The following is an 18041-nucleotide window of genomic DNA, read 5'->3' as shown; positions in this document are numbered from 1 at the left end:
AAACAAGCGTAAAATGAAATGTTGTTGAATGGTCTATAAATCAAATTTTTTTTTGATAAAGAATGGGAGCGTTGGACTCCCATTTTTTATGTGTCAATCCAATTGCTGAATATTAGTTTCTGAAAGGATCTGCTCTGTGTTGTTTTTTCTCAAGCCCAAGTAAAAGTGTAGCCACCGCCAATAGAATACCTACACCCATGATCATCATGTCGTGAGTGAATAGACTCAGAGTAACAGCGCATAAGGTTAAAACAATCAGCAGATAGAAAGAGAACTTTAGAACTAATTCTTTCATAGGAGATTCCATGTATTGGCATAAAGGTACGCATTTAACAATTTGTTACTTGATGCGTAAGATTTTATGCATTATATGGAGGTTTTTATTAAAATCTACATAAATGTTGAAAAAATGATAACTGGTTTAGGTTTTTATGGAGAAGTGCTATGGAGATATAGTATTTGTCGAAAACATTTGTTGGTTAATTTCTTCAGTAAAGTCAATTTTTTCTGTTCCTACTGAGTCCTTAAAATAAAGGTCGATCAAAAAATTGAAAAACAACGGTCTAACATTTATGAGATGTAGGCAGTGACTTATGTTTAGTTTTGAATCGTCCGACCTTTACAAATGTGGATTATTTTCGGAATGGGTTTGCCAAAAATTGCTTACTTTCTAAACCTAATAATACCGCTGCAATTGCTAATAAAACTCCAATTCCGGCGAACATCAGATCCTGAGCATAAACGGCCAAAATAAAACTACAGAAAGTGAGGGCAATAGAAAGGTAGAAGAATATTTTTAAGATTAATTCTTTCATGGGAAATTCTCAAAATAGAACACAGCACAATAAAATCAAAGAATAGAATGATTCTCATTAGATATATTATGGTGCCCAAAAGTCATCTGTGCAAATAATAATCATGTATAAAATAATTAATGATTTGTATGTCGATATGATGAATTGTAAAAGTAAAGCGCTATTCTTCTGAATTTTCTGCTTGAGGCGCATCTTGCGTAGGAAGTTTGTATTCATCATTTGCCCAAGCACCTAAATCGATCAATTTACAACGCTCAGAGCAAAATGGTCGATATGGATTGCCTTCCCAAGTTGAAGGTTTGCCACAACGTGGGCAAGCAAAGGTCTTCGGCATAAGAGGCTCCTGATAGCGGGGAAGATATTTGGTCAAAGCTTGGTGCAGTGTTAGACTTGCGCAGATTTTATTTAGTTTGATCTGATTATGCCGATTCGTCAATTTCAAGCACAGCACATGCATGCTCCTCGTGATTTTATTATGATCGATTCAGCCCCGATTTGTGTGGAAATTGGTGCGGGTAAAGGCAAGCATGCTTTGTTGTTTACTCGTGAGCATCCAGAAAGCAAGTTAATTGCCATAGAACGAACCCGCGAGAAGTTTGTGGCGATGCAAAAACAGCATCAATTAGAAGGGCAAACAAATTTACAAACTGTGCATGCTGATGCTTTGCCGTGGATTGTCCATGCTTTGGCACCTCAACAAGTTCAGCAATTTTTCATTGGCTCTAGACTAGCAGATTTATACTTAATTTTATCTAATGATGTTCCACAACTCAGTTGCTAACTCATTAGGTTCTCTCATCCAACGCCATTCAGACTCCTTCAGATGGTAGTCAAAATAATCTTTTGAGATACCATTGAACTTGGATAATCTTCGTTTACAGAAACTCCAAAATGATTCTATTCCATTTATGTGACATTGTCCTCTAGCAAACTCATTTGCTCCGTGATTTACCCTGAAATGCTTTGAATAACCAACATCAACTAGACCATTATAGCCTCGCCATCCATCACTATAAATGACACTTTCTAGTGCCACCTTACCTAAGATAACCTTTTGTAAAGTCTTCATTTTACAGTCAGGAACGATTTCAGTATAAACACGCCCATCCCGTTCAAATATTCCAAATACGGGTTGTTTTAAAGTGCCACGACCACGTTTTAACTTCCCATGAAAACCACGTTGTCGTTTAGCGCCAAAATAGCTTTCATCCACTTCAATAGAACCTACAAATTTAGTTCTTAAATCTGTTTGATGATCATAAATAGCTTCCCTAAAAAGCATGTACCAATAGTTGATCGTATTACGATTTAAATTGAGTAATAATGCAGTTTTAGAAGCGGGTATATCAATGCAAAAGCATTGAATGATTTTTTTAATCTTGTAGTGGCTTAATTTACTGTTTTTAATCATGATTACAGACCAACATAACTAGTCTGCTAGTCTAGAGCCTTTCATTTTATATCCGAATCCAGAGCCACATAATCCTGCGCAGCGCTGGTTGAACATGCCATTCTTCGAGTTTTTATTGTCTAGATTGCAAGTCGGTGGTCAGATTACGCTAGCCAGTAATATTCCAGAATACATCGCCGAAGCAGAACAACAACTACAAGAGATTTGGAAGCTACCTTATGTAAAAGAGGTAATTGCTTCTGATTCAGCACGTACTCATTTTGAGATTAAATATTTGGAGCGTGGAGAATTATGTCAGCAATTACTGATTCAAAAACCTGAGAATTACACCACGCGCTTTGATGATTTTCAGGCATTGGCAGGGGTAAATATACCTAAATCGGATTCTGCACAAAGCGATGCATAAGCCATGAAAAAAAGAATTGCGATTATCGGTGCAGGTCCTGCGGGTTTAATGGCAGCTGAGGTGTTAAGCCAGTGGGATTATGATGTACATGTATATGAACAGAAACCGTCTGCTGCGCGCAAGTTTTTAATGGCAGGGAAGACGGGGCTGAATATTTCACATGCTGAACCGTTTGAGCAATTTATTCAGCGTTATGATCGGGCCGATTGGCTTTCCGATTGGATCCGCCGTTGGGATGCGACATGGATTCAAAACTGGATGCAGGGCTTGGGTATTGAATCTTATGTGGGATCGTCAGGGCGTATTTTCCCCGTCGAGATGAAAGCCGCACCATTACTCCGCGCGTGGCTCAAACGTTTAACCGAGCAGGGCATACAATTTCATTATCGACATGCATGCTTAGGGATTCAGTCCAATACTGTAAAAATTCAAGATTTAGTTCAGCAACGCGAATTTAGTGAAGACTTTGATGCCATTGTACTGGCGTGTGGTGCAGTTTCTTGGCCACAATTGGGCAGTGATGGTCAGTGGCAACAATGGTTAGCAGCAGACCTATTAAATCCATTTCAAGCCAGTAACGCTGGGGTTGAACGGGAATGGTCTACCTTTATGCAAGCAGTATTTGGACAACCGCTAAAGCGAGTTGTGGCTTGGGTTGATGTAAAGGAAAAGAGTCAGGGCGATATTGTGATCACCCATTATGGCTTGGAAAGTGGTTTGATTTATAAACTGGGGCGAGCTTTAAGACAACAGTCAGAAATGCAGCTAATGCTCGATTTGTTGCCTGAGCTGAGCCATGCGCAATTGGTACAAAAATTACAACCGAGCAAGAAACAGTCTTTGAGTAATTTATGGCGTAAAGCGGGTCTAGATGCAGCAAAAGCCAGTTTGGTTCGTGAGTTGATACCGAAAGCTGACTGGAATAACCCTGAAAAATTGGCACAGCAAATTAAACAATTGCGAATTGAATTAAAAGGTTTTCGCCCAATCGAAGAAGCGATTAGCTGTGCGGGTGGCGTGAAACGAGAGGTCTTAACGGCTCATTTGCAGTTGCAGCAACACCCACAGATTTTTTGTTGTGGTGAGATGCTAGATTGGGATGCACCCACAGGGGGCTATCTTTTAACCGCATGTTTTGCGACAGGGCGTGCAGCAGGTGAAGGGGTGCATGAATATTTGGTTTCTCACTAAAAAGCGGTGTAAAGCCAAAGTTAGACATGTTAGTTTAAAACTCTTTCATTCTGAGGGCTGAACTGATGTCACAACAATACTATGCGGGAAGCTGTTTATGTGGTGCACTTCGTTATGAAGTGCGGGGTGAAATTGGTGATGTTGTGCAGTGTCACTGCCAGCGTTGTCGTAAAGCCAATGGTACAGCTTTTGCCACCAATGCCCCGATTAAGAAAACAGATTTTCATATCGTGCAAGGTGAACAATTCCTGAAAGCTTACCAGTCCACTGAGACCACGCAGCGTTGTTTTTGTAGTGAGTGTGGTTCGCCGATTATGAGTATTAAAACGGATACACCAGAGTATTATCGTTTACGCCTTGGTACTTTAGATACCACGTTAACGCAAAAACCGACCATGCATATTTTTGTTGACTCTAAAGCAGAATGGGACAGCATACAGGATGGGTTGCCACAATACAGTGAACGTCCTTAAGTTCATTTGTAGGGCTATAAAAAACCAGATGGAAATAAGATTGCATCTGGTTTTTTAGTTTAAAGCCTTCACTTTCTGGGTGATGAGTCTGTATTAAGACTTACTTTTCTCAGCAGGTTCATATTGTGCCTCCCAATGATCCAGTTGTTCTTGTGCATGTAAGAATTCACCCAAGCCTTTAATATTGTCGGGTGTTGAGTTAGGAATATCTTGCGAAGCTTTACTGTTTTGATTTAATAACTTGGCTTGGTTTTCCCAATATTGCGCCATTAATCCCTGAATATAGCGACCTTGTTCGGTTTTTAAATCTAGTGCTTTCAACATGGTTAGAGCGGATTGGATATTGTCTTGTTTACGACTACGGGCAAATTCATCGGTGAGGCTGCCATTGTCGCGCATTTTAATCAGTTCATCTTCCATTTCATCACTCATCTCGCTGAAACGACGGTCATAGTCGACCAAAAGCGTAATGTCGTGTTGATCATTGGCAGTTTTTGGAAATTCTTTGACTGGTGAAGACTCCAGTTCCTTCATCATCCGATCTTGAGAGGGATCAGGAGCATCGGCTTCGTTGTTTTTACTACAGCCAGTGAACAGCAGCGAGCTGCAGAGTAGCGGCAGTAAATAAGCTTTAAAGTTATGCATCGTGGTTATCCTAAAGAATATTTATGTTGTTTTCTTAAAATTATACGCGTAGGTCACATAAGGGAAAGCAATTTCATCATGTGCTGCTTTGCCTGTGTAATCGGCAACAATCTGCTCAAACTGCAGTTTTAACAGTTGTTGTTGCTTTGCTGGCATTGCGGCAATAAAACTAGTGGAGAGCAAGCGCTTGGACACCACTTCATCGACACGCCCGATATGCACATGTGGGAAGGTTTTGATCTGATCCAGTTCGAATAAAAATTGCTGTTCAAAGGCTTGTTGCCATTGTCCGCTATGAAATCGTGGGGTATCACCTTCGAGAGGTTCGAGCACATCTGCCAATGCTTTGACCCAATCCACCTGAATATCACGTTGATTCCAGACCAAACCCAGTTGTCCATGAGGTTTTAAGATTTGATGGATTTCGTTCAGGCTTTCAATATTGGCAAACCAGTGGAAAGATTGGGCACAAATCACGGCATCAATACTTTCCGAGGCTAGCGATAACCGATCACTACTGGCTTGTAGGGTAGAAATTTGTGGATAGGCTTGCTGTAATTGTGTCAGCATTTCTACAATCGGCTCAACGGCAATGATATGAGATGTTACCTGTTGCAGATAAGGAAGAAATTTTCCTGTGCCCGAGCCTAAATCGACCACGGTCGATTGCTCATCTAAATTTAATTGTTGTTGTAACCACGTCACGATCTGCTGTGGATAATTTGGACGAACCTGTTGATAAAGTTCAGCGGCAGAACTGAAGCCTTGTTGTGCGGCAGGATGAAGTGATTGTGTCATATTTTGCGCTTTTTTATCTGCTGAGCATCTATAAAATAACATAGTCCTTGTTACGTGAAATAAGCAAGCTTCGACAGGACATGTTTTTCTTATACATACATCGGTTCAAGCTTACGTTAAAATGCTGCCACGGCGATGTAATGCTGTAGTTTTAAATTGTTGTTGATTGTGATTGAGATGACATCGACACATTCTCCTACATAGACAGCGTGATAGGCTGCTGATCTATGAATTTTATTGATACAAAAAATTAGGGCCGATTTGTTTCGGTGTGGACATGGATAAACACATTATTTTTGAAGACGAACAAATTCGCGCTATTTTTTTAAAAGGTTCGTCTGACGAGTTAGTTTTTTCTTTTGGTGACTTAATTACTCGCGCTAAAGGACTTGCAATCAACGCAGAAAAATCATTAGCCAAATTTGAGTTTAATGTCATTGGCATTATGCCCAAAGAAAAATCATGGTTTCCTGCGGAGTCCATGCACAACTTGTTCAAAGCCATTGAAGACTTGATTGCACCCTTTCAAAAACGCATTGGTTATGGCGGTTCAATGGGTGGTTATGCCGCGATTAAATACTCAAAGTTATTGGGTTTAAGCCGTGTGGTGTCTTTGGTTCCGCAGTTTTCAATTGACCCAGAAGTGGTGGAAGACAGCCGCTATAACATGTTTTACCATGCTGAACTCAATGCGAATATGCAGGTACAAACACAGGATATTGCGGTGAACTGTGAATACATCGTGGTCTATGACCCTTATTGTGCTGAAGACCGCGCGCATTTTGTTAAATTGGAACAGGTCATCCCAGATATTAAAGTGTTGAACTTGCCCTTTACAGGACATGATGCGATTGCTGTATTGGCAAGCTCGGAGCTGCTTAAAGATTTTTTAACCCGCGAATTTGACAGTGTTTATTTCTATCAAAAAATTCGCCAAGTAAAAAAAGGCAGTAAGTTCTATTACCGTAAAGTGATTGAAACACTGCTCCCGCACCATCGTCGTTCGTTGGGGAAAATTCTCAGAAATAATGACATGCAGCTCGACAGCCAGTTCTTTGATGCCAAATTGAAACAAAGCATTATTCGTCAGTTACTGAGTAATCGTCAGGTCAGTGAACAAGATCTGTTGAAATTGGGTATTCAGGTGAATTTGCCACAGGAAAGTAACAGTCAGTTGCTCGATAGTTTTGGGCATGGTCTAGTGTTTAACGTGATTACCCAGAAAATTGAAAGTTATGCGCAAAATGCGATTAACCTAAACCATAAGTTCCTGATTCCGATTTTTGCCAAAGGTACAGGCCTGGTACAGATTAGCCTCAATGATGAACGCTATATGATTGCCATGAATGACCGTCATGTAATGAAACTGTTCAAAGAACAGGATGAATTGTCTGCGGGAATGCACCCGTTGGTGTTAAAAAAATATAGTGACTATTATTTGCTCAGCTATAAGCAATTTAACCTCAGCAGTGATGAATATGGTGGCAATGACTTTATCGAAGATACGCCTGAAACCGCCAAGTTTATGACTCAACCAGAAGAATCTGAGGAAGCAGAATAAGCTTAAGAATTAAGTGAATCTTATTCGATTCGGATAGCTTGATTTTTAACTAAATTGGTTTAAGATCGAAAGAGTGGATAAAAAATATCCACTCTTTTAAATGTCTCACTTAAGGTCAGGTTGTATGAATAGGATATTTATACCTGCTGTACTTTTGTCTATCTTACTGATCTTCAGTTTGATTTATCTTATCAATCAAGGTCTTGATTTGGCAGTCATCATTTTTGCTAGTGGTGTACTGGTGGTGCTAATGTTGGCCAGTTATGTCTATCAGCAAATTCGGCTTTCTGTCCGTGAGTGTATAAAAGAATCCACAAAATAGTGGATTTTTCTTTTTCTATACATGTATTGAACCAAAACCCGCTTTGGCTTTTAATGAACTGCATACAGATGATGAGAAAAATCAGCAGGAGCACCGAATGAAAGCGGTATTTTTAGATGTAGAGTCTTTAGATCAACATGATCTGGATTTGAGCCCCTTAACTACTGCTTTTGATACACTCAACTTATATCCAGCCACGAGCAGTGATCAGGTACTGCAACGCGTGCAAGATGTTGATGTCATTATCACCAATAAAGTACAGATTTCTGCGCAAGTGATGCAGCAATGTCCGCAGTTAAAGCTGATTTTAATCTCCGCCACAGGCACGAATAATGTCGACTTGGTGCAAGCTAAAGCACAGGGCATCGTGGTGTGTAATTGTCAGGGCTATGGTACTTCAGCGGTAGCACAGCATACCTTGGCGCTGATGTTAGCCTTGGCCACCTCATTATTAAAATACGACCATGCGGTGAAACAGGGTGCATGGAATAACGCCAAACAGTTCTGCTTGTTGGATTTCCCTATTGTGGAGTTGGCGGGTAAAACATTGGGTATCATCGGCTATGGTGAGTTGGGCCAGGCTGTGGCCAAACTGGCACAAGCCTTTGACATGCGTGTCTTGATTGCAACGTTGCCAGATCGTCCACAGCGTGAAGGCCGTTTGCCTTTGGCAGAATTATTGCCACAGGTCGATTTTCTGACCTTACATTGTCCACTAACCGATTCAACCCGTAACTTAATCAGTAAGGATGAGTTTGAACTGATGAAAGCCAGTTCCTTTCTGATTAACTGCGCACGTGGTGGGATTGTTGATGAAGCTGCTTTGGCACAGGCTTTGCGTGAAGGGTGTATTGCAGGTGCTGCGACCGATGTATTAACAGTAGAGCCACCGAAAGATGGTAATGTATTGCTGGCAGCAGATATTCCAAATTTAATTATCACGCCACATAGTGCGTGGGGCAGTGTCGATGCACGACAGCGTATAGTGCAGCAGATGGTAGAAAATGTGACTGCCTTTCAGCAAGGACAGCCGATTCGCCAAGTCGCCTAACTAAAGACGAAAAAAGCGCAGTCTTTAGGCTGTGCTTTTATGGTTTTAAAAATAGTGTGATTTAGTTGAGCTGTTCATTCTGAGCAGGAGTAGTGCTAGATTGGCTCAATGGGTGCGATTCAATAGGTGCAGGTGGACTATTAGGATCACCTAAAACACTGGCTTTGGCTTGCTTCCATTTTCTATTGACCGTAGCTGCGGCTTTCTGAGAATTTTCTTTGGCAATTTCTGTTTGTTCTTCGCTATAAGTTTTGGTTTCATGCCAAGTTTCAGCCACTTTCGGTTTGACTTTGGCAATGCCTTTTTGCGTGCCACGATCTACTGCATTGGCAGCATCTTGAGCAGTGTCTAAGGTTTTTTGTCCTAAAACTTCAAAAATGTTCGGGTTATCTCGGTAGCCTTTTTTCTTGCTGCTTTCTGCGGCATGGGCAGATAGAGCCATAGCCATGAACATCGTACTGGAAATTAAAACTGCTTTCATCAACTGCATGCACATCGTCCTCTATTGTTGTTCACTATTTTGTAGAAAGCACGCTGTAGGCTGACATGCTTTCTATAGTGTCACTCTCGATGGGATACTTCATCTTCTGCTGTATCCCATCGGACGTCAAGAATTTTCATTGAATGCCCAAGTACTGCTTGGTTTAAAAATGTGTCTACACCAATCGATTGGTAGCATTATTGTGTTGTGTTTACTGCCGTTTGTGATGAAACCCCAAGCTGAGTTTTGGCAAGAGGGGTATGTACACCCACCTGTGCGTTCACATCTGCCTGTGCAGTTGTACGGAGTGCAGTTTTGGTTTTGTTCCAAGTCTGTTGAGTAGTTGCTTTGCCTTGACGCATTTTTTGCCCCAAATAGGCTTGGGTTCTGTCGGCTTTTTCCGCACTGGAGTCTTTAGCTTTAGTTGCAGTTTGATTTACATTTTGCGCTTGTTCTGCACTGAACTGTTTAGTGTTGTTCCATACTGCTTTACTGGTAGATTTAGTTTTTTGAGCACCATTTTCAATGCCTTGACCGACACGTTCAGATGCTGTGCTGAGTCCGTGTCCAACACTTTCTGTTGCTGTGCTTAAACCATTACCGACTTTCTTGGCAGAAGTCGTTACACCTTCATGAATGCTGTGTAATACACCGTGAGTATTGCTTTGAGTTTCAACAGAGGCATTGACCTGCCCATTCACTGCGACATTCGCAAAGACTGAAGCAGAAGCAAAAAAAGCAGTACTTATGAATGCTGTTTTTATCATGTTCATGTTGGATTTTCCTCTATTATTGCACCCGTTATTGGGATGGGGATGTGTGAGGCATCATAAACAGATTCAATATGTATTTTGGCGTTTGAGATGAAACTTACACAGTTCAATACAGCAGCTTAACACTCGCTATAAGATTGTATAAATACACGCTTGCTATAGGATATTGATGTATCTGAATACTGCCATTTGTTGATATCAGCAAAGTTATGTAAGTGCGGGGAAGTTGCAGAAAATGAATTTATGGTTTTGAATTTTAAGGATGATTAAAAAGCTTTGCGTCATATGGACGCAAAGCCGCTGTGTTGCTTAGTTACATTGTGCAACGGCATCTTTAGCGAAGTTTTTACGTAATTTAATAAAGTTTTGTTGTACTTGGGCATTGTTCAGGTCGAAATTGCTGGCTTGACTGGTTCCATCTTTCGCGAAGGTTGCTGTACCACCTGTAATGAGGGTATTGCCTCTAAAAGACCATTGCTCGACGACTTTGTTGCCGTCTAAGTTCCCTGTAAATTCGATGATGCATTTGTCTACAAATTTGGTCAGTTTGGCTTTATTGTCTGTTGTATCTGGATATACATCTAAGTTTTGGACTTCTTGTAGTACGCCTGTTTCCAGTTGTGGAATTTTAGGAGATGAAGTACATGCTGTAAGTGCTGCGCAAGTGAAGCCCGTAAGTAAAAGTGTTTTTAATTTCATATTAACGTTCTTTCTTGTTGAGTGCTGTTAGCTTGAGTATAGGGAATTGAGTAAAGGTTGACTATAGGTACAATAGGTTAATATTTAACGTGAAATAACACTAAAAAAATTGGTTTAAACTTAGGTAACATTTGAATTCAGCCTTTACTCAATATTAGTTGTTAGATTTCTTGCCATGTTGTTAAAGCAAGATTATATAAGTCATTTGAACGAGCTGAAATTGTAGATTCATCCCAATCTGATAATGGTAAGTATGGAGCAAGAGTTTTTAGACCATGAGCATAATCATTTAAACCTTTTGATTTGCTATTCCCAGTTTTCTTGGTTGACCAGTTAGCATTTTTGATTGAAGAATTTAAAGAATGAGTCAATATCGCTAAATTTCCTAAAGTTAGGATTATTTCATTCCGAATTTCTAGATTTTGTGCAGTTCCCCAGTTAGCTTCCCATTTTTTAGGCATTAAATGTTCCAGTGTATACTGGCTAATATTTAAGGGAGTGGTAGATGATTTTGAATTATATTGAGCTGTTTCCAATAGATATAAAATACCTAAAGCTTGTTTGTTTATAAGAGAAGAAGATTTAAACCCTTCATTTAATTCGAAATTGCTTGGGAATTTGTGAGTTGGTTCTGCCTTTTTTATATACTGGCAGAAGGCTGCTGAACTTAAGATTTGCTTATCAATAAGATCAATGAAAAGTTTACTATATGTTTTAGTACTTTCTCTAGTAACTATTCTACGCATAATATATGATTCAATTAGACCAAATAACTCATTTTGAGTTTTAATGTCTATTACATTTTTGAGTATATATAGTACGTAAGGTATAAGGGTGGTAGTATCTAAGGCAAAGATAATAGTTTGTATTCGAGCTATCCCGTTATGGGGAGGAGTTGTATCATTTAAAGATTCATAATGAAAATTAGCTTTAAAAATCTCAGCATATTCTTTTATTTCAGCTAATGATTCTTCAGATTGAAGCTTATGTTTTAAATATCGTTGATTAAATGTTTTAAAAGACTGGAATAAATCCTCAACTTTAAAGAAATCTGCTTTATCAGAGGGTGTTACAGAAAAATTAGATTCGTTGCTTTTTATTTGCAAGTAAGAAAATAAAAAAATATCACTTAATGTTCTTTTATTTGTATGTAGCTCTGTATCCCAATAGGCTATAGTATCTTTGTCTTTTTCAAATATAGGTTGCCAATAATTTTCATAGTTTTGAATAGTATCAGCATTGAATAAATAGTTTTTAAGAAGCTCTGCTGTAGTTAAGCGTACACCTAAAGAATTGATAGTATCAAAAATTAGTTGCTCATTATCATCGTAAGAAAGATCGATACCAACAAATACAATATTATCTAATAGATTGAAAATATCTAAATGGGCTAAACGAGTATTATCAATTTTTTCTTTAAAAAAATTATATGCTTTTGTAATTTGATCGCTTGATGTGATGTCTTCTAATTTTTCCAAATTTAGTATTTTGTTGAAGGATGAGATGTCATGTCTATTATGAATTAAAATATTATCATGTGGCTTTCTTTGTTTTTTAAAAACTTGTTGGAAGTCACTATTTAAATCTTCTTTTAAGCATAGAACTTTAAAAAATATATTTAAAGTAGTCAATCTTTGTTGACCATCGACAACAGTTCTTCTTTCATCTGAATTAGATGGAGTTTGTTGCTGTTTTAAAATGACAGAGCCTAAAAAATATGGTTTTTTGGATGTTGATATTTGTTCCATATCATCTAAAAAACGCTCCCATTCTTTTTCATCCCAAACATATTGGCGTTGGAAAAAAGGTATTTCTAAATTACGTCCGCGGTTAAATACTTCACGAATAGTTCTTTTTCCTGCTTCCATTGTTTACCTATTAATAAATTATAAATGAATTAAAATAAAACCCCGCTAATTTATAACGGGGTTTTATTTTAAATTCAAGTAACTTAAATTTTAGTGCTGTAACACTGAAATATCCGCAACACTTGTAAATAAGCCACGCAACTGCGCCAGTAAACGTAAGCGGTTAGCTTTCAATTCTGCATCATCTGCCATCACCATTACACCATCAAAGAAGGCATCAATTGGCGCGCGAAGGGCAGCGAGTTTAGACATTGCTTCGGTGTAGTCTTTTGCAGCCAATAATGGCTCAACCACTGGGGTAATGGCTTGAAGTTCAGCGAATAATGCTTTCTCCGCATCTTCCACCAATTTCGCTTCAACAACGCTTCCTTCAGGAGTTGCTTCTTTTGCAAGAATGTTAGCAACACGTTTGTTTGCTGCAGCCAAAGCAGCAGCTTCAGGCAAATTACGGAAGTGGTTGACCGCATTTACACGCTTGTCAAAATCAAGTGGAGATTTTGGAGACAAAGCTTGAACCGCTTGAATCACATCAACCGCAACACCTTGGTCTTCGTATTTCGCACGGTAACGACCTTCTAAGAACGCAACTGCATCTGCCAAAGTCTTGTCGTGATCTTTCAATACATCGCCATAAGCCGCTAGAGCCAACTTGATGAGTGCTTCAATTGAAACATCAAGGTTGTTTTCAGTCATTAAACGCAAAATACCAATGGCAGAACGACGTAATGCAAACGGGTCTTTAGAACCTGTTGGCGCTTGACCAATACCAAAAATACCAGTAAGCGTGTCTAAACGGTCTGCAAGGGCAATGGTCGTTCCTGTTTTAGTTTTTGGTAAAACATCACCAGCGAATTTCGGAAGATACTGCTCACCTAAAGCTTCAGCCACTTCGTCATTTTCGCCTTCAAGACTTGCGTAGTAAGTACCTGCAATACCTTGAAGTTCTGGGAATTCACCCACAAGCTCAGAGGTTAAGTCACATTTTGCCAGAAGTGCTGCTTTTTCAGCATCAGCAACGGTTGCACCTGTAATTGGCGCAAGGGCTACCGCCAATTTGGCAATACGTTCAGATTTGTTCCAAAGCGTACCCAATTGTGCTTGGAATACCATATTCGCCAGTTTTTCTTTACGAGATGCAAGCGGTTGCTTTTGGTCTTGTAAGAAGAAGAACTCAGCATCCGACAAACGTGGACGAACCACTTTCTCATTACCTTCAATAATTTGCGTTGGGTCTTTAGACTCAATATTGGAAACAGTAATGAAGTAAGGCTGTAATTTGCCTTCCGCATTGATCAAGCAGAAATACTTCTGGTTGTCTTGCATTGTCGTAATGAGCGCTTCTTGAGGAACAGCAAGGAAGCGCTCTTCAAAGTTTGCACGAAGAGCAACTGGCCATTCAACGAGGCTTGTTACTTCATCAAGTAAGTCAGCTGGAACAATCGCAGTTGCATTAACTTCATCAGCCAATTTCTTTACTTGTTCTTGAATGGTTGCTTGACGTTTTTCAAAGTTTGCAACAACGTAAGCTTTTTCTAAAGCAGCTAAATAGTCATTTGCATGCGCTAACGTCACAGCTTCAGGTGCATGGAAACGGTGACCATAAGTCACATTGCCAGCTTTGTGATCTTGAATAGTCGCGTCAACAATTTGATCGTCTTTGAGTAAAAGAACCCATTTCACTGGACGTACAAATTCGGTACGGCTTGCAGCAGAACGCATACGCTTAGCAATTGGTAAATTGTCTAACGCAGTTTGTAAAATCTGTGGAAGTAAAGCATCAAGGCTTTGACCTTTCACATCTTTTAAATAGCAAACTTTTTCAACTTTACCTGCTTGGAAAGTAGAAAGCTGGTCAACTGTAATCCCTTGACCACGCATAAAGCCTTCGAGTGCTTTAGTCGGTTTGCCTTCTGCATCGTAAGCCGCTTGAACTGCAGGGCCATCAAAACGTTTTTGTGTATCAGCTTGAGCAGCATCGATATCAACAATTTTAAGCGCTAAGCGACGTGGAGCTGCATAAGCTTCAATTGATGCGAAATTTAAGCCAGCATCTTTTAGGCCTTTTACCGTTTCTGCCTGTAAGGCATCACGTAAAGTTTTTAAGCTTTTTGGTGGAAGCTCTTCACAGCCAAGTTCGAATAAAACAGTATGTTTGCTCATTAGTTTTTCTCCGCCTTTGCTGCTTCACTTTCAGCTTGTGCTTTTAACTGTGCCAATACTTCATCACGTAAGTGTGGTTCCGCCATTGGGAAGCCAAGCTCTGCACGCGCTTGTACATAACTTTGTGCAATAGCACGCGCTAAAGTACGTACACGTAGGATGTAACGTTGACGCTCAGTCACAGAAATTGCGCCACGTGCATCAAGTAAGTTAAAGGTATGAGATGCTTTAACCACTTGTTCATAAGCAGGAAGAGACAATTTCGCTTCGATTAAACGGTTGGCTTCACCTTCGTAGAAATCGAACAATTCAAACAATTTGTCGACAGGGGCATATTCAAAGTTGTAAGTCGATTGCTCAACTTCATTTTGATGGAATACATCGCCATAGGTTACCGTACCAAACTGACCTTTGGTCCAAACCAAGTCGTAAACTGAGTCTACACCTTGTAGATACATGGCTAAACGCTCTAAACCGTAAGTGATTTCACCAGTTACAGGGTAGCATTCAACACCACCGACTTGTTGGAAGTAAGTGAACTGAGTCACTTCCATACCGTTCAGCCAAACTTCCCAACCTAAGCCCCAAGCACCGAGTGTTGGAGATTCCCAGTTGTCTTCTACAAAACGGATGTCATGAACAAGTGGGTCAATACCAATCGCTTTTAATGAGTCAAGATAAAGCTGTTGAATGTTATCTGGGTTAGGCTTCAACACCACTTGGAATTGGTAGTAGTGCTGTAAACGGTTCGGGTTTTCGCCATAACGACCATCTTTTGGACGACGTGAAGGTTGAACGTATGCAGCATTCCAAGTTTCAGGCCCTAAAGCACGTAAGAATGTTGCGGTGTGGAATGTTCCAGCGCCCATTTCCATATCGTAAGGTTGTAGTACGACGCAGCCTTGTTCGGCCCAATAGTTTTGTAGGGCAAGAATTAAGCCCTGAAATGTATCAATGTGCGAGATGGCGCGACTCATGTAGCATCCACGAATTTATGAGAAAAATTGCCCTTAAGTATAAGGATTTTGCAGGGGAGTGGCAAAGGGTTCAGCTTGAATCATCAATTTAAAATTTATACATGTATTTGCAGCAGCTTGAACACTATTGGATGAACTGAACTGCTGAATTTAGATGCTTTAAATCTGAGTTTTAAGCTTGATGATCAATTGTGTGGATTGGGGGATCGTTAAGTATTTTGTTATAGTGACAGCAATTTATAACAACAAAAGTTCAAGCTATGCTGAAATTTATTCTATCTACCAGTGTATTGGTTTTTGGTGCTATTGGATTGGCGTGTGCCCAACAACCGACAACTGAGTCGGATCCGTATAGTGAATGTGTTGAGCAAACCATTCAAGAACAGCAATTGCCAGGGATTAACAATAGCGTGGTACAAATTTGTGCGGATCAGACTAAACAAGGTTACGAAAAGCAAATTGTGGCATTACTCGATCAAATTCGCGCACAAAGTGCAGAATGGAAGCAGCCCGAACATTACCAAGCCATTTTAAAGTCACAGCGTTTGTGGAAGGCGTATGTTGATCAAGAGTGTGATAATGCTGGACAGTATATTGGTTCGTCGATGTATTCATATTGCCCAATTCAGCATTATGCTGAGCGGGTTGCACAGTTACAGCAATATATTTAACAGGTTATTCAACAGAATTACTCATAAAAGTAAGATATAAAATAAATGCATCTTATTGGTAAGACCACGTATAATTTTGCACCAGTTAAGTGCGAAAAAGTAGAAGGGCGGCTGTGTTTCATATGCAACTTGAATGGTTAAATACCTTAAAACCAAATTTTAAAGTGTTGCCGCTAAAGGAAAGAATACTCTGTGGTTTAGGTGCATTGTTGGGCTTGGCACTTTCCTCGCTCATTAGTTGGTGGGTATTGGGTGATATTAATGTATGGTACATTGCCCCAATGGGCGCCTCTTCTGTATTGCTGTTTGCTGTACCCGCCAGTCCTCTGGCACAGCCATGGAACATGATTATTGGTAATACTTTGGCAGGTTTTATCGGTGTCACTTGTGCATTATATATGCCGAATTTAACTGAAGCATTCAGTGTTGCGGTGGCGTTTTCGATCTTTTTGATGATGAGCACCGATTCTTTACATCCACCTAGCGGTGCAGTTGCGATTACTGCGGTATTGGGTGGTAAAAGCGTACATGAACTAGGTTATGCTTTTATTGCCTATCCTGTGTTGTTGAATTCATTATTGCTACTGATCATCGCTATTATTTTTAACCGAATGTTGGGGCGCCAATATCCGCAAACGGCACAGCTAAACTCACGTTCCATCGATCCAACACCGACTCAAAAAGTCACCATTCAGCCGCAAGATATTCATAATGTGTTGGAGCATCAGCCACAGTTGCTCGACATCAGTGAATATGATTTACAAAAGATTATTCTCAAGGCGCAGGAAATTGCCAACGCACGTGCAGTGAACGAACTAACCTGCCAAGACCTGATGTCTAAAGATGTACTGATGCTGAATGAGCAAGATGATATTCATCTTGCCTTAGATAAATTTAAACAGATTAATTTAATGAGCTTGCCTGTGGTCAATAACGCACGGCAGTTGGTGGGAACTCTAGCACTGTATGAAGTCGTGGAATGGTTTAAACGTGCTGCCGACCCGAAAGCCAGTTGGGAGCATCAGGTGAAACAGATTATGAATCGACAAGTGGTGACGGTACAGCCGAGCCAGCCGATTCAAGATTTGGTGCCGTATTTTGTTGAGCGTTCGTTTAACTACATTCCTGTGGTTGAGCAGCAACAGTTGGTGGGAATGATCAGTCGTGCAGATATGATTGCGGCATTAAACCAGCAATTAATTCAATTGAAAAATCAAAAATAAGTGAGCTAAATAAAAAAAGCTACGACTCTTTGGGGAAAAAGTCGTAGCGACCAAAATGGTAGGTCAAAAGATGTTGTTTTAAAATCTATAATGGCGTCTTGTTGTTATTCACAGTACGTATAGGGCGTGGGTAATTCGATGCATCTGAATCCATCGCTTCTACCCGTTTCGGAATGACGAGCCATAAAATCAAATAAACTAAAATGCCTGGAAATGCGGCACTCATGATTGAAACCAAAAAGAAAATAATTCTTAATAAGTTTGCATTCCAACCAAAACGTTCAGCAATACCGCCCATAACACCTGCAATTATATTTTGGCGATTCGAACGATATAAACCAACATTGGCCATTCAGGTCTCCTTAAAAATAGAATGAGAGATATTTTGCAATCCCATAATTAAGAAATGGTGATGCAATTCAATTTTTAAAGCAAAGCCAGCACGAAAATAGTTAAGTTATGTAAATACATATAGGCGTTCAGCCGAGCTCTACATAAAATGTGATCAAATTTACA

The 18041-nt window shown here is 39.9% G+C and carries 20 protein-coding genes and 2 pseudogenes; 9 read left to right on the top strand and 13 right to left on the bottom strand.

Annotated elements, in window-relative coordinates; translation table 11 throughout:
- Positions 1 to 112: 112 nt before the first annotated feature.
- From C3F34_RS04830 to C3F34_RS04820, 3 genes are all read right to left on the bottom strand, one after another.
- The gene (locus C3F34_RS04830) at positions 113 to 295 is read right to left on the bottom strand and encodes a hypothetical protein (protein ID WP_016168351.1); all 183 of its coding nucleotides are present in this window, start codon (positions 293 to 295) and stop codon (positions 113 to 115) included.
- 337 nt (positions 296 to 632) lie between these two features.
- Complete coding sequence (locus C3F34_RS04825) at positions 633 to 815, bottom strand: hypothetical protein (RefSeq protein ID WP_016168350.1); 183 nt, start codon at positions 813 to 815, stop codon at positions 633 to 635.
- Positions 816 to 975: 160 nt separating this feature from the next.
- A complete protein-coding gene (locus C3F34_RS04820) occupies positions 976 to 1149 on the bottom strand; it encodes a DNA gyrase inhibitor YacG (protein WP_016168349.1) in 174 nt (57 codons plus the stop codon).
- 87 nt (positions 1150 to 1236) lie between these two features.
- On the opposite strand from C3F34_RS04820, the pseudogene C3F34_RS04815 reads away from it, so the two are divergent.
- Positions 1237 to 1533: pseudogene (locus C3F34_RS04815) on the top strand (SAM-dependent methyltransferase); the annotation flags it as partial.
- A gap of 30 nt (positions 1534 to 1563) precedes the next feature.
- On the opposite strand, the gene C3F34_RS04810 reads toward C3F34_RS04815, so the two are convergent.
- Positions 1564 to 2226, bottom strand: coding sequence for an IS1595 family transposase (locus C3F34_RS04810; protein WP_104440784.1), 663 nt, complete (start codon positions 2224 to 2226; stop codon positions 1564 to 1566).
- Positions 2227 to 2266: 40 nt separating this feature from the next.
- Between C3F34_RS04810 and C3F34_RS04805 the strand changes: the two are divergent.
- From C3F34_RS04805 to C3F34_RS04795, 3 genes and pseudogenes are all read left to right on the top strand, one after another.
- Positions 2267 to 2632: pseudogene (locus C3F34_RS04805) on the top strand (SAM-dependent methyltransferase); the annotation flags it as partial.
- Positions 2633 to 2635: 3 nt separating this feature from the next.
- The gene (locus C3F34_RS04800) at positions 2636 to 3823 is read left to right on the top strand and encodes a TIGR03862 family flavoprotein (protein ID WP_104441168.1); all 1188 of its coding nucleotides are present in this window, start codon (positions 2636 to 2638) and stop codon (positions 3821 to 3823) included.
- A 65-nt stretch (positions 3824 to 3888) separates the two neighbouring features.
- Entirely contained in the window at positions 3889 to 4296 is a 408-nt protein-coding gene (locus tag C3F34_RS04795) for a GFA family protein (RefSeq protein ID WP_016168346.1), read from the top strand.
- Between the two features lie 93 nt (positions 4297 to 4389).
- On the opposite strand, the gene C3F34_RS04790 is transcribed toward C3F34_RS04795, so the two are convergent.
- Both C3F34_RS04790 and C3F34_RS04785 read right to left on the bottom strand, forming a co-directional pair.
- Complete coding sequence (locus C3F34_RS04790; RefSeq protein WP_104441167.1) at positions 4390 to 4941, bottom strand: hypothetical protein; 552 nt, start codon at positions 4939 to 4941, stop codon at positions 4390 to 4392.
- Positions 4942 to 4962: 21 nt separating this feature from the next.
- On the bottom strand, positions 4963 to 5739 hold the full coding sequence (locus C3F34_RS04785; protein ID WP_104442292.1) for a class I SAM-dependent methyltransferase: 777 nt from the start codon (positions 5737 to 5739) through the stop codon (positions 4963 to 4965).
- A 277-nt stretch (positions 5740 to 6016) separates the two neighbouring features.
- Here C3F34_RS04785 and C3F34_RS04780 point away from each other — a divergent pair, with 277 nt between their 5' ends.
- The 3 genes from C3F34_RS04780 (at position 6017) to C3F34_RS04775 (ending at position 8673) form a co-directional block, all read left to right on the top strand.
- Positions 6017 to 7300: a hypothetical protein gene (locus tag C3F34_RS04780; protein WP_044740563.1), complete on the top strand. Its 1284-nt coding sequence runs from the start codon at positions 6017 to 6019 to the stop codon at positions 7298 to 7300.
- A gap of 124 nt (positions 7301 to 7424) precedes the next feature.
- On the top strand, positions 7425 to 7622 hold the full coding sequence (locus C3F34_RS20250; RefSeq protein WP_158654334.1) for a hypothetical protein: 198 nt from the start codon (positions 7425 to 7427) through the stop codon (positions 7620 to 7622).
- A gap of 97 nt (positions 7623 to 7719) precedes the next feature.
- Positions 7720 to 8673, top strand: coding sequence for a 2-hydroxyacid dehydrogenase (locus C3F34_RS04775; RefSeq protein ID WP_104442291.1), 954 nt, complete (start codon positions 7720 to 7722; stop codon positions 8671 to 8673).
- 61 nt (positions 8674 to 8734) lie between these two features.
- On the opposite strand, the gene C3F34_RS04770 is transcribed toward C3F34_RS04775, so the two are convergent.
- From C3F34_RS04770 to glyQ, 6 genes are all read right to left on the bottom strand, one after another.
- Positions 8735 to 9163 (bottom strand): hypothetical protein, encoded by a 429-nt coding sequence (locus tag C3F34_RS04770; RefSeq protein ID WP_016168340.1) that lies wholly within the window; start codon positions 9161 to 9163, stop codon positions 8735 to 8737.
- Positions 9164 to 9351: 188 nt separating this feature from the next.
- Entirely contained in the window at positions 9352 to 9927 is a 576-nt protein-coding gene (locus C3F34_RS04765) for a hypothetical protein (RefSeq protein WP_104441166.1), read from the bottom strand.
- A 309-nt stretch (positions 9928 to 10236) separates the two neighbouring features.
- On the bottom strand, positions 10237 to 10626 hold the full coding sequence (locus tag C3F34_RS04760) for a hypothetical protein (protein WP_044740561.1): 390 nt from the start codon (positions 10624 to 10626) through the stop codon (positions 10237 to 10239).
- A gap of 161 nt (positions 10627 to 10787) precedes the next feature.
- Positions 10788 to 12494, bottom strand: a complete 1707-nt coding sequence (locus C3F34_RS04755; protein ID WP_104441165.1) for a DUF262 domain-containing protein — start codon at positions 12492 to 12494, stop codon at positions 10788 to 10790.
- A 90-nt stretch (positions 12495 to 12584) separates the two neighbouring features.
- Entirely contained in the window at positions 12585 to 14654 is a 2070-nt protein-coding gene (gene glyS / locus C3F34_RS04750; protein ID WP_104441164.1) for a glycine--tRNA ligase subunit beta, read from the bottom strand.
- On the bottom strand, positions 14654 to 15631 hold the full coding sequence (glyQ, locus tag C3F34_RS04745) for a glycine--tRNA ligase subunit alpha (RefSeq protein ID WP_104441163.1): 978 nt from the start codon (positions 15629 to 15631) through the stop codon (positions 14654 to 14656). The genes glyS and glyQ overlap by 1 nt, the downstream gene beginning before the upstream one ends.
- Positions 15632 to 15891: 260 nt before the next feature.
- Here glyQ and C3F34_RS04740 point away from each other — a divergent pair, with 260 nt between their 5' ends.
- Together C3F34_RS04740 and C3F34_RS04735 are read left to right on the top strand one after the other, a co-directional pair.
- Positions 15892 to 16302 carry a lysozyme inhibitor LprI family protein gene (locus tag C3F34_RS04740; protein ID WP_104441162.1) on the top strand — a complete coding sequence of 137 codons (411 nt, stop codon included), beginning with the start codon at positions 15892 to 15894 and terminating at the stop codon, positions 16300 to 16302.
- A 122-nt stretch (positions 16303 to 16424) separates the two neighbouring features.
- The gene (locus tag C3F34_RS04735) at positions 16425 to 17525 is read left to right on the top strand and encodes an HPP family protein (RefSeq protein ID WP_416333158.1); all 1101 of its coding nucleotides are present in this window, start codon (positions 16425 to 16427) and stop codon (positions 17523 to 17525) included.
- 85 nt (positions 17526 to 17610) lie between these two features.
- On the opposite strand, the gene C3F34_RS04730 is transcribed toward C3F34_RS04735, so the two are convergent.
- Positions 17611 to 17877, bottom strand: coding sequence for a PspC domain-containing protein (locus C3F34_RS04730; protein WP_044740555.1), 267 nt, complete (start codon positions 17875 to 17877; stop codon positions 17611 to 17613).
- Between the last annotated feature and the right edge of the window lie 164 nt (positions 17878 to 18041).

This window comes from Acinetobacter sp. ACNIH2, assembly GCF_002934965.1.
Taxonomy (GTDB): domain Bacteria; phylum Pseudomonadota; class Gammaproteobacteria; order Pseudomonadales; family Moraxellaceae; genus Acinetobacter; species Acinetobacter tandoii.
Note: the sequence above shows the minus strand (reverse complement) of the source record. Positions and strands in the feature narration are given on the sequence as shown.

Bases quoted from the DNA above. Each gene is read 5' to 3' on its own strand.
- C3F34_RS04770 (WP_016168340.1), bottom strand. From the start codon at position 9,163: ATGCAGTTGATGAAAGCAGTTTTAATTTCCAGTACGATGTTCATGGCT.
- C3F34_RS04760 (WP_044740561.1), bottom strand. From the start codon at position 10,626: ATGAAATTAAAAACACTTTTACTTACGGGCTTCACTTGCGCAGCACTT.
- C3F34_RS04800 (WP_104441168.1), top strand. From the start codon at position 2,636: ATGAAAAAAAGAATTGCGATTATCGGTGCAGGTCCTGCGGGTTTAATG.
- glyS (WP_104441164.1), bottom strand. From the start codon at position 14,654: ATGAGCAAACATACTGTTTTATTCGAACTTGGCTGTGAAGAGCTTCCA.
- C3F34_RS04765 (WP_104441166.1), bottom strand. From the start codon at position 9,927: ATGAACATGATAAAAACAGCATTCATAAGTACTGCTTTTTTTGCTTCT.
- C3F34_RS04735 (WP_416333158.1), top strand. From the start codon at position 16,425: ATGCAACTTGAATGGTTAAATACCTTAAAACCAAATTTTAAAGTGTTG.
- C3F34_RS04820 (WP_016168349.1), bottom strand. From the start codon at position 1,149: ATGCCGAAGACCTTTGCTTGCCCACGTTGTGGCAAACCTTCAACTTGG.
- C3F34_RS04790 (WP_104441167.1), bottom strand. From the start codon at position 4,941: ATGCATAACTTTAAAGCTTATTTACTGCCGCTACTCTGCAGCTCGCTG.
- glyQ (WP_104441163.1), bottom strand. From the start codon at position 15,631: ATGAGTCGCGCCATCTCGCACATTGATACATTTCAGGGCTTAATTCTT.
- C3F34_RS04755 (WP_104441165.1), bottom strand. From the start codon at position 12,494: ATGGAAGCAGGAAAAAGAACTATTCGTGAAGTATTTAACCGCGGACGT.
- C3F34_RS04830 (WP_016168351.1), bottom strand. From the start codon at position 295: ATGAAAGAATTAGTTCTAAAGTTCTCTTTCTATCTGCTGATTGTTTTA.
- C3F34_RS04775 (WP_104442291.1), top strand. From the start codon at position 7,720: ATGAAAGCGGTATTTTTAGATGTAGAGTCTTTAGATCAACATGATCTG.
- C3F34_RS04730 (WP_044740555.1), bottom strand. From the start codon at position 17,877: ATGGCCAATGTTGGTTTATATCGTTCGAATCGCCAAAATATAATTGCA.
- C3F34_RS20250 (WP_158654334.1), top strand. From the start codon at position 7,425: ATGAATAGGATATTTATACCTGCTGTACTTTTGTCTATCTTACTGATC.
- C3F34_RS04795 (WP_016168346.1), top strand. From the start codon at position 3,889: ATGTCACAACAATACTATGCGGGAAGCTGTTTATGTGGTGCACTTCGT.
- C3F34_RS04825 (WP_016168350.1), bottom strand. From the start codon at position 815: ATGAAAGAATTAATCTTAAAAATATTCTTCTACCTTTCTATTGCCCTC.
- C3F34_RS04780 (WP_044740563.1), top strand. From the start codon at position 6,017: ATGGATAAACACATTATTTTTGAAGACGAACAAATTCGCGCTATTTTT.
- C3F34_RS04740 (WP_104441162.1), top strand. From the start codon at position 15,892: ATGCTGAAATTTATTCTATCTACCAGTGTATTGGTTTTTGGTGCTATT.
- C3F34_RS04810 (WP_104440784.1), bottom strand. From the start codon at position 2,226: ATGATTAAAAACAGTAAATTAAGCCACTACAAGATTAAAAAAATCATT.
- C3F34_RS04785 (WP_104442292.1), bottom strand. From the start codon at position 5,739: ATGACACAATCACTTCATCCTGCCGCACAACAAGGCTTCAGTTCTGCC.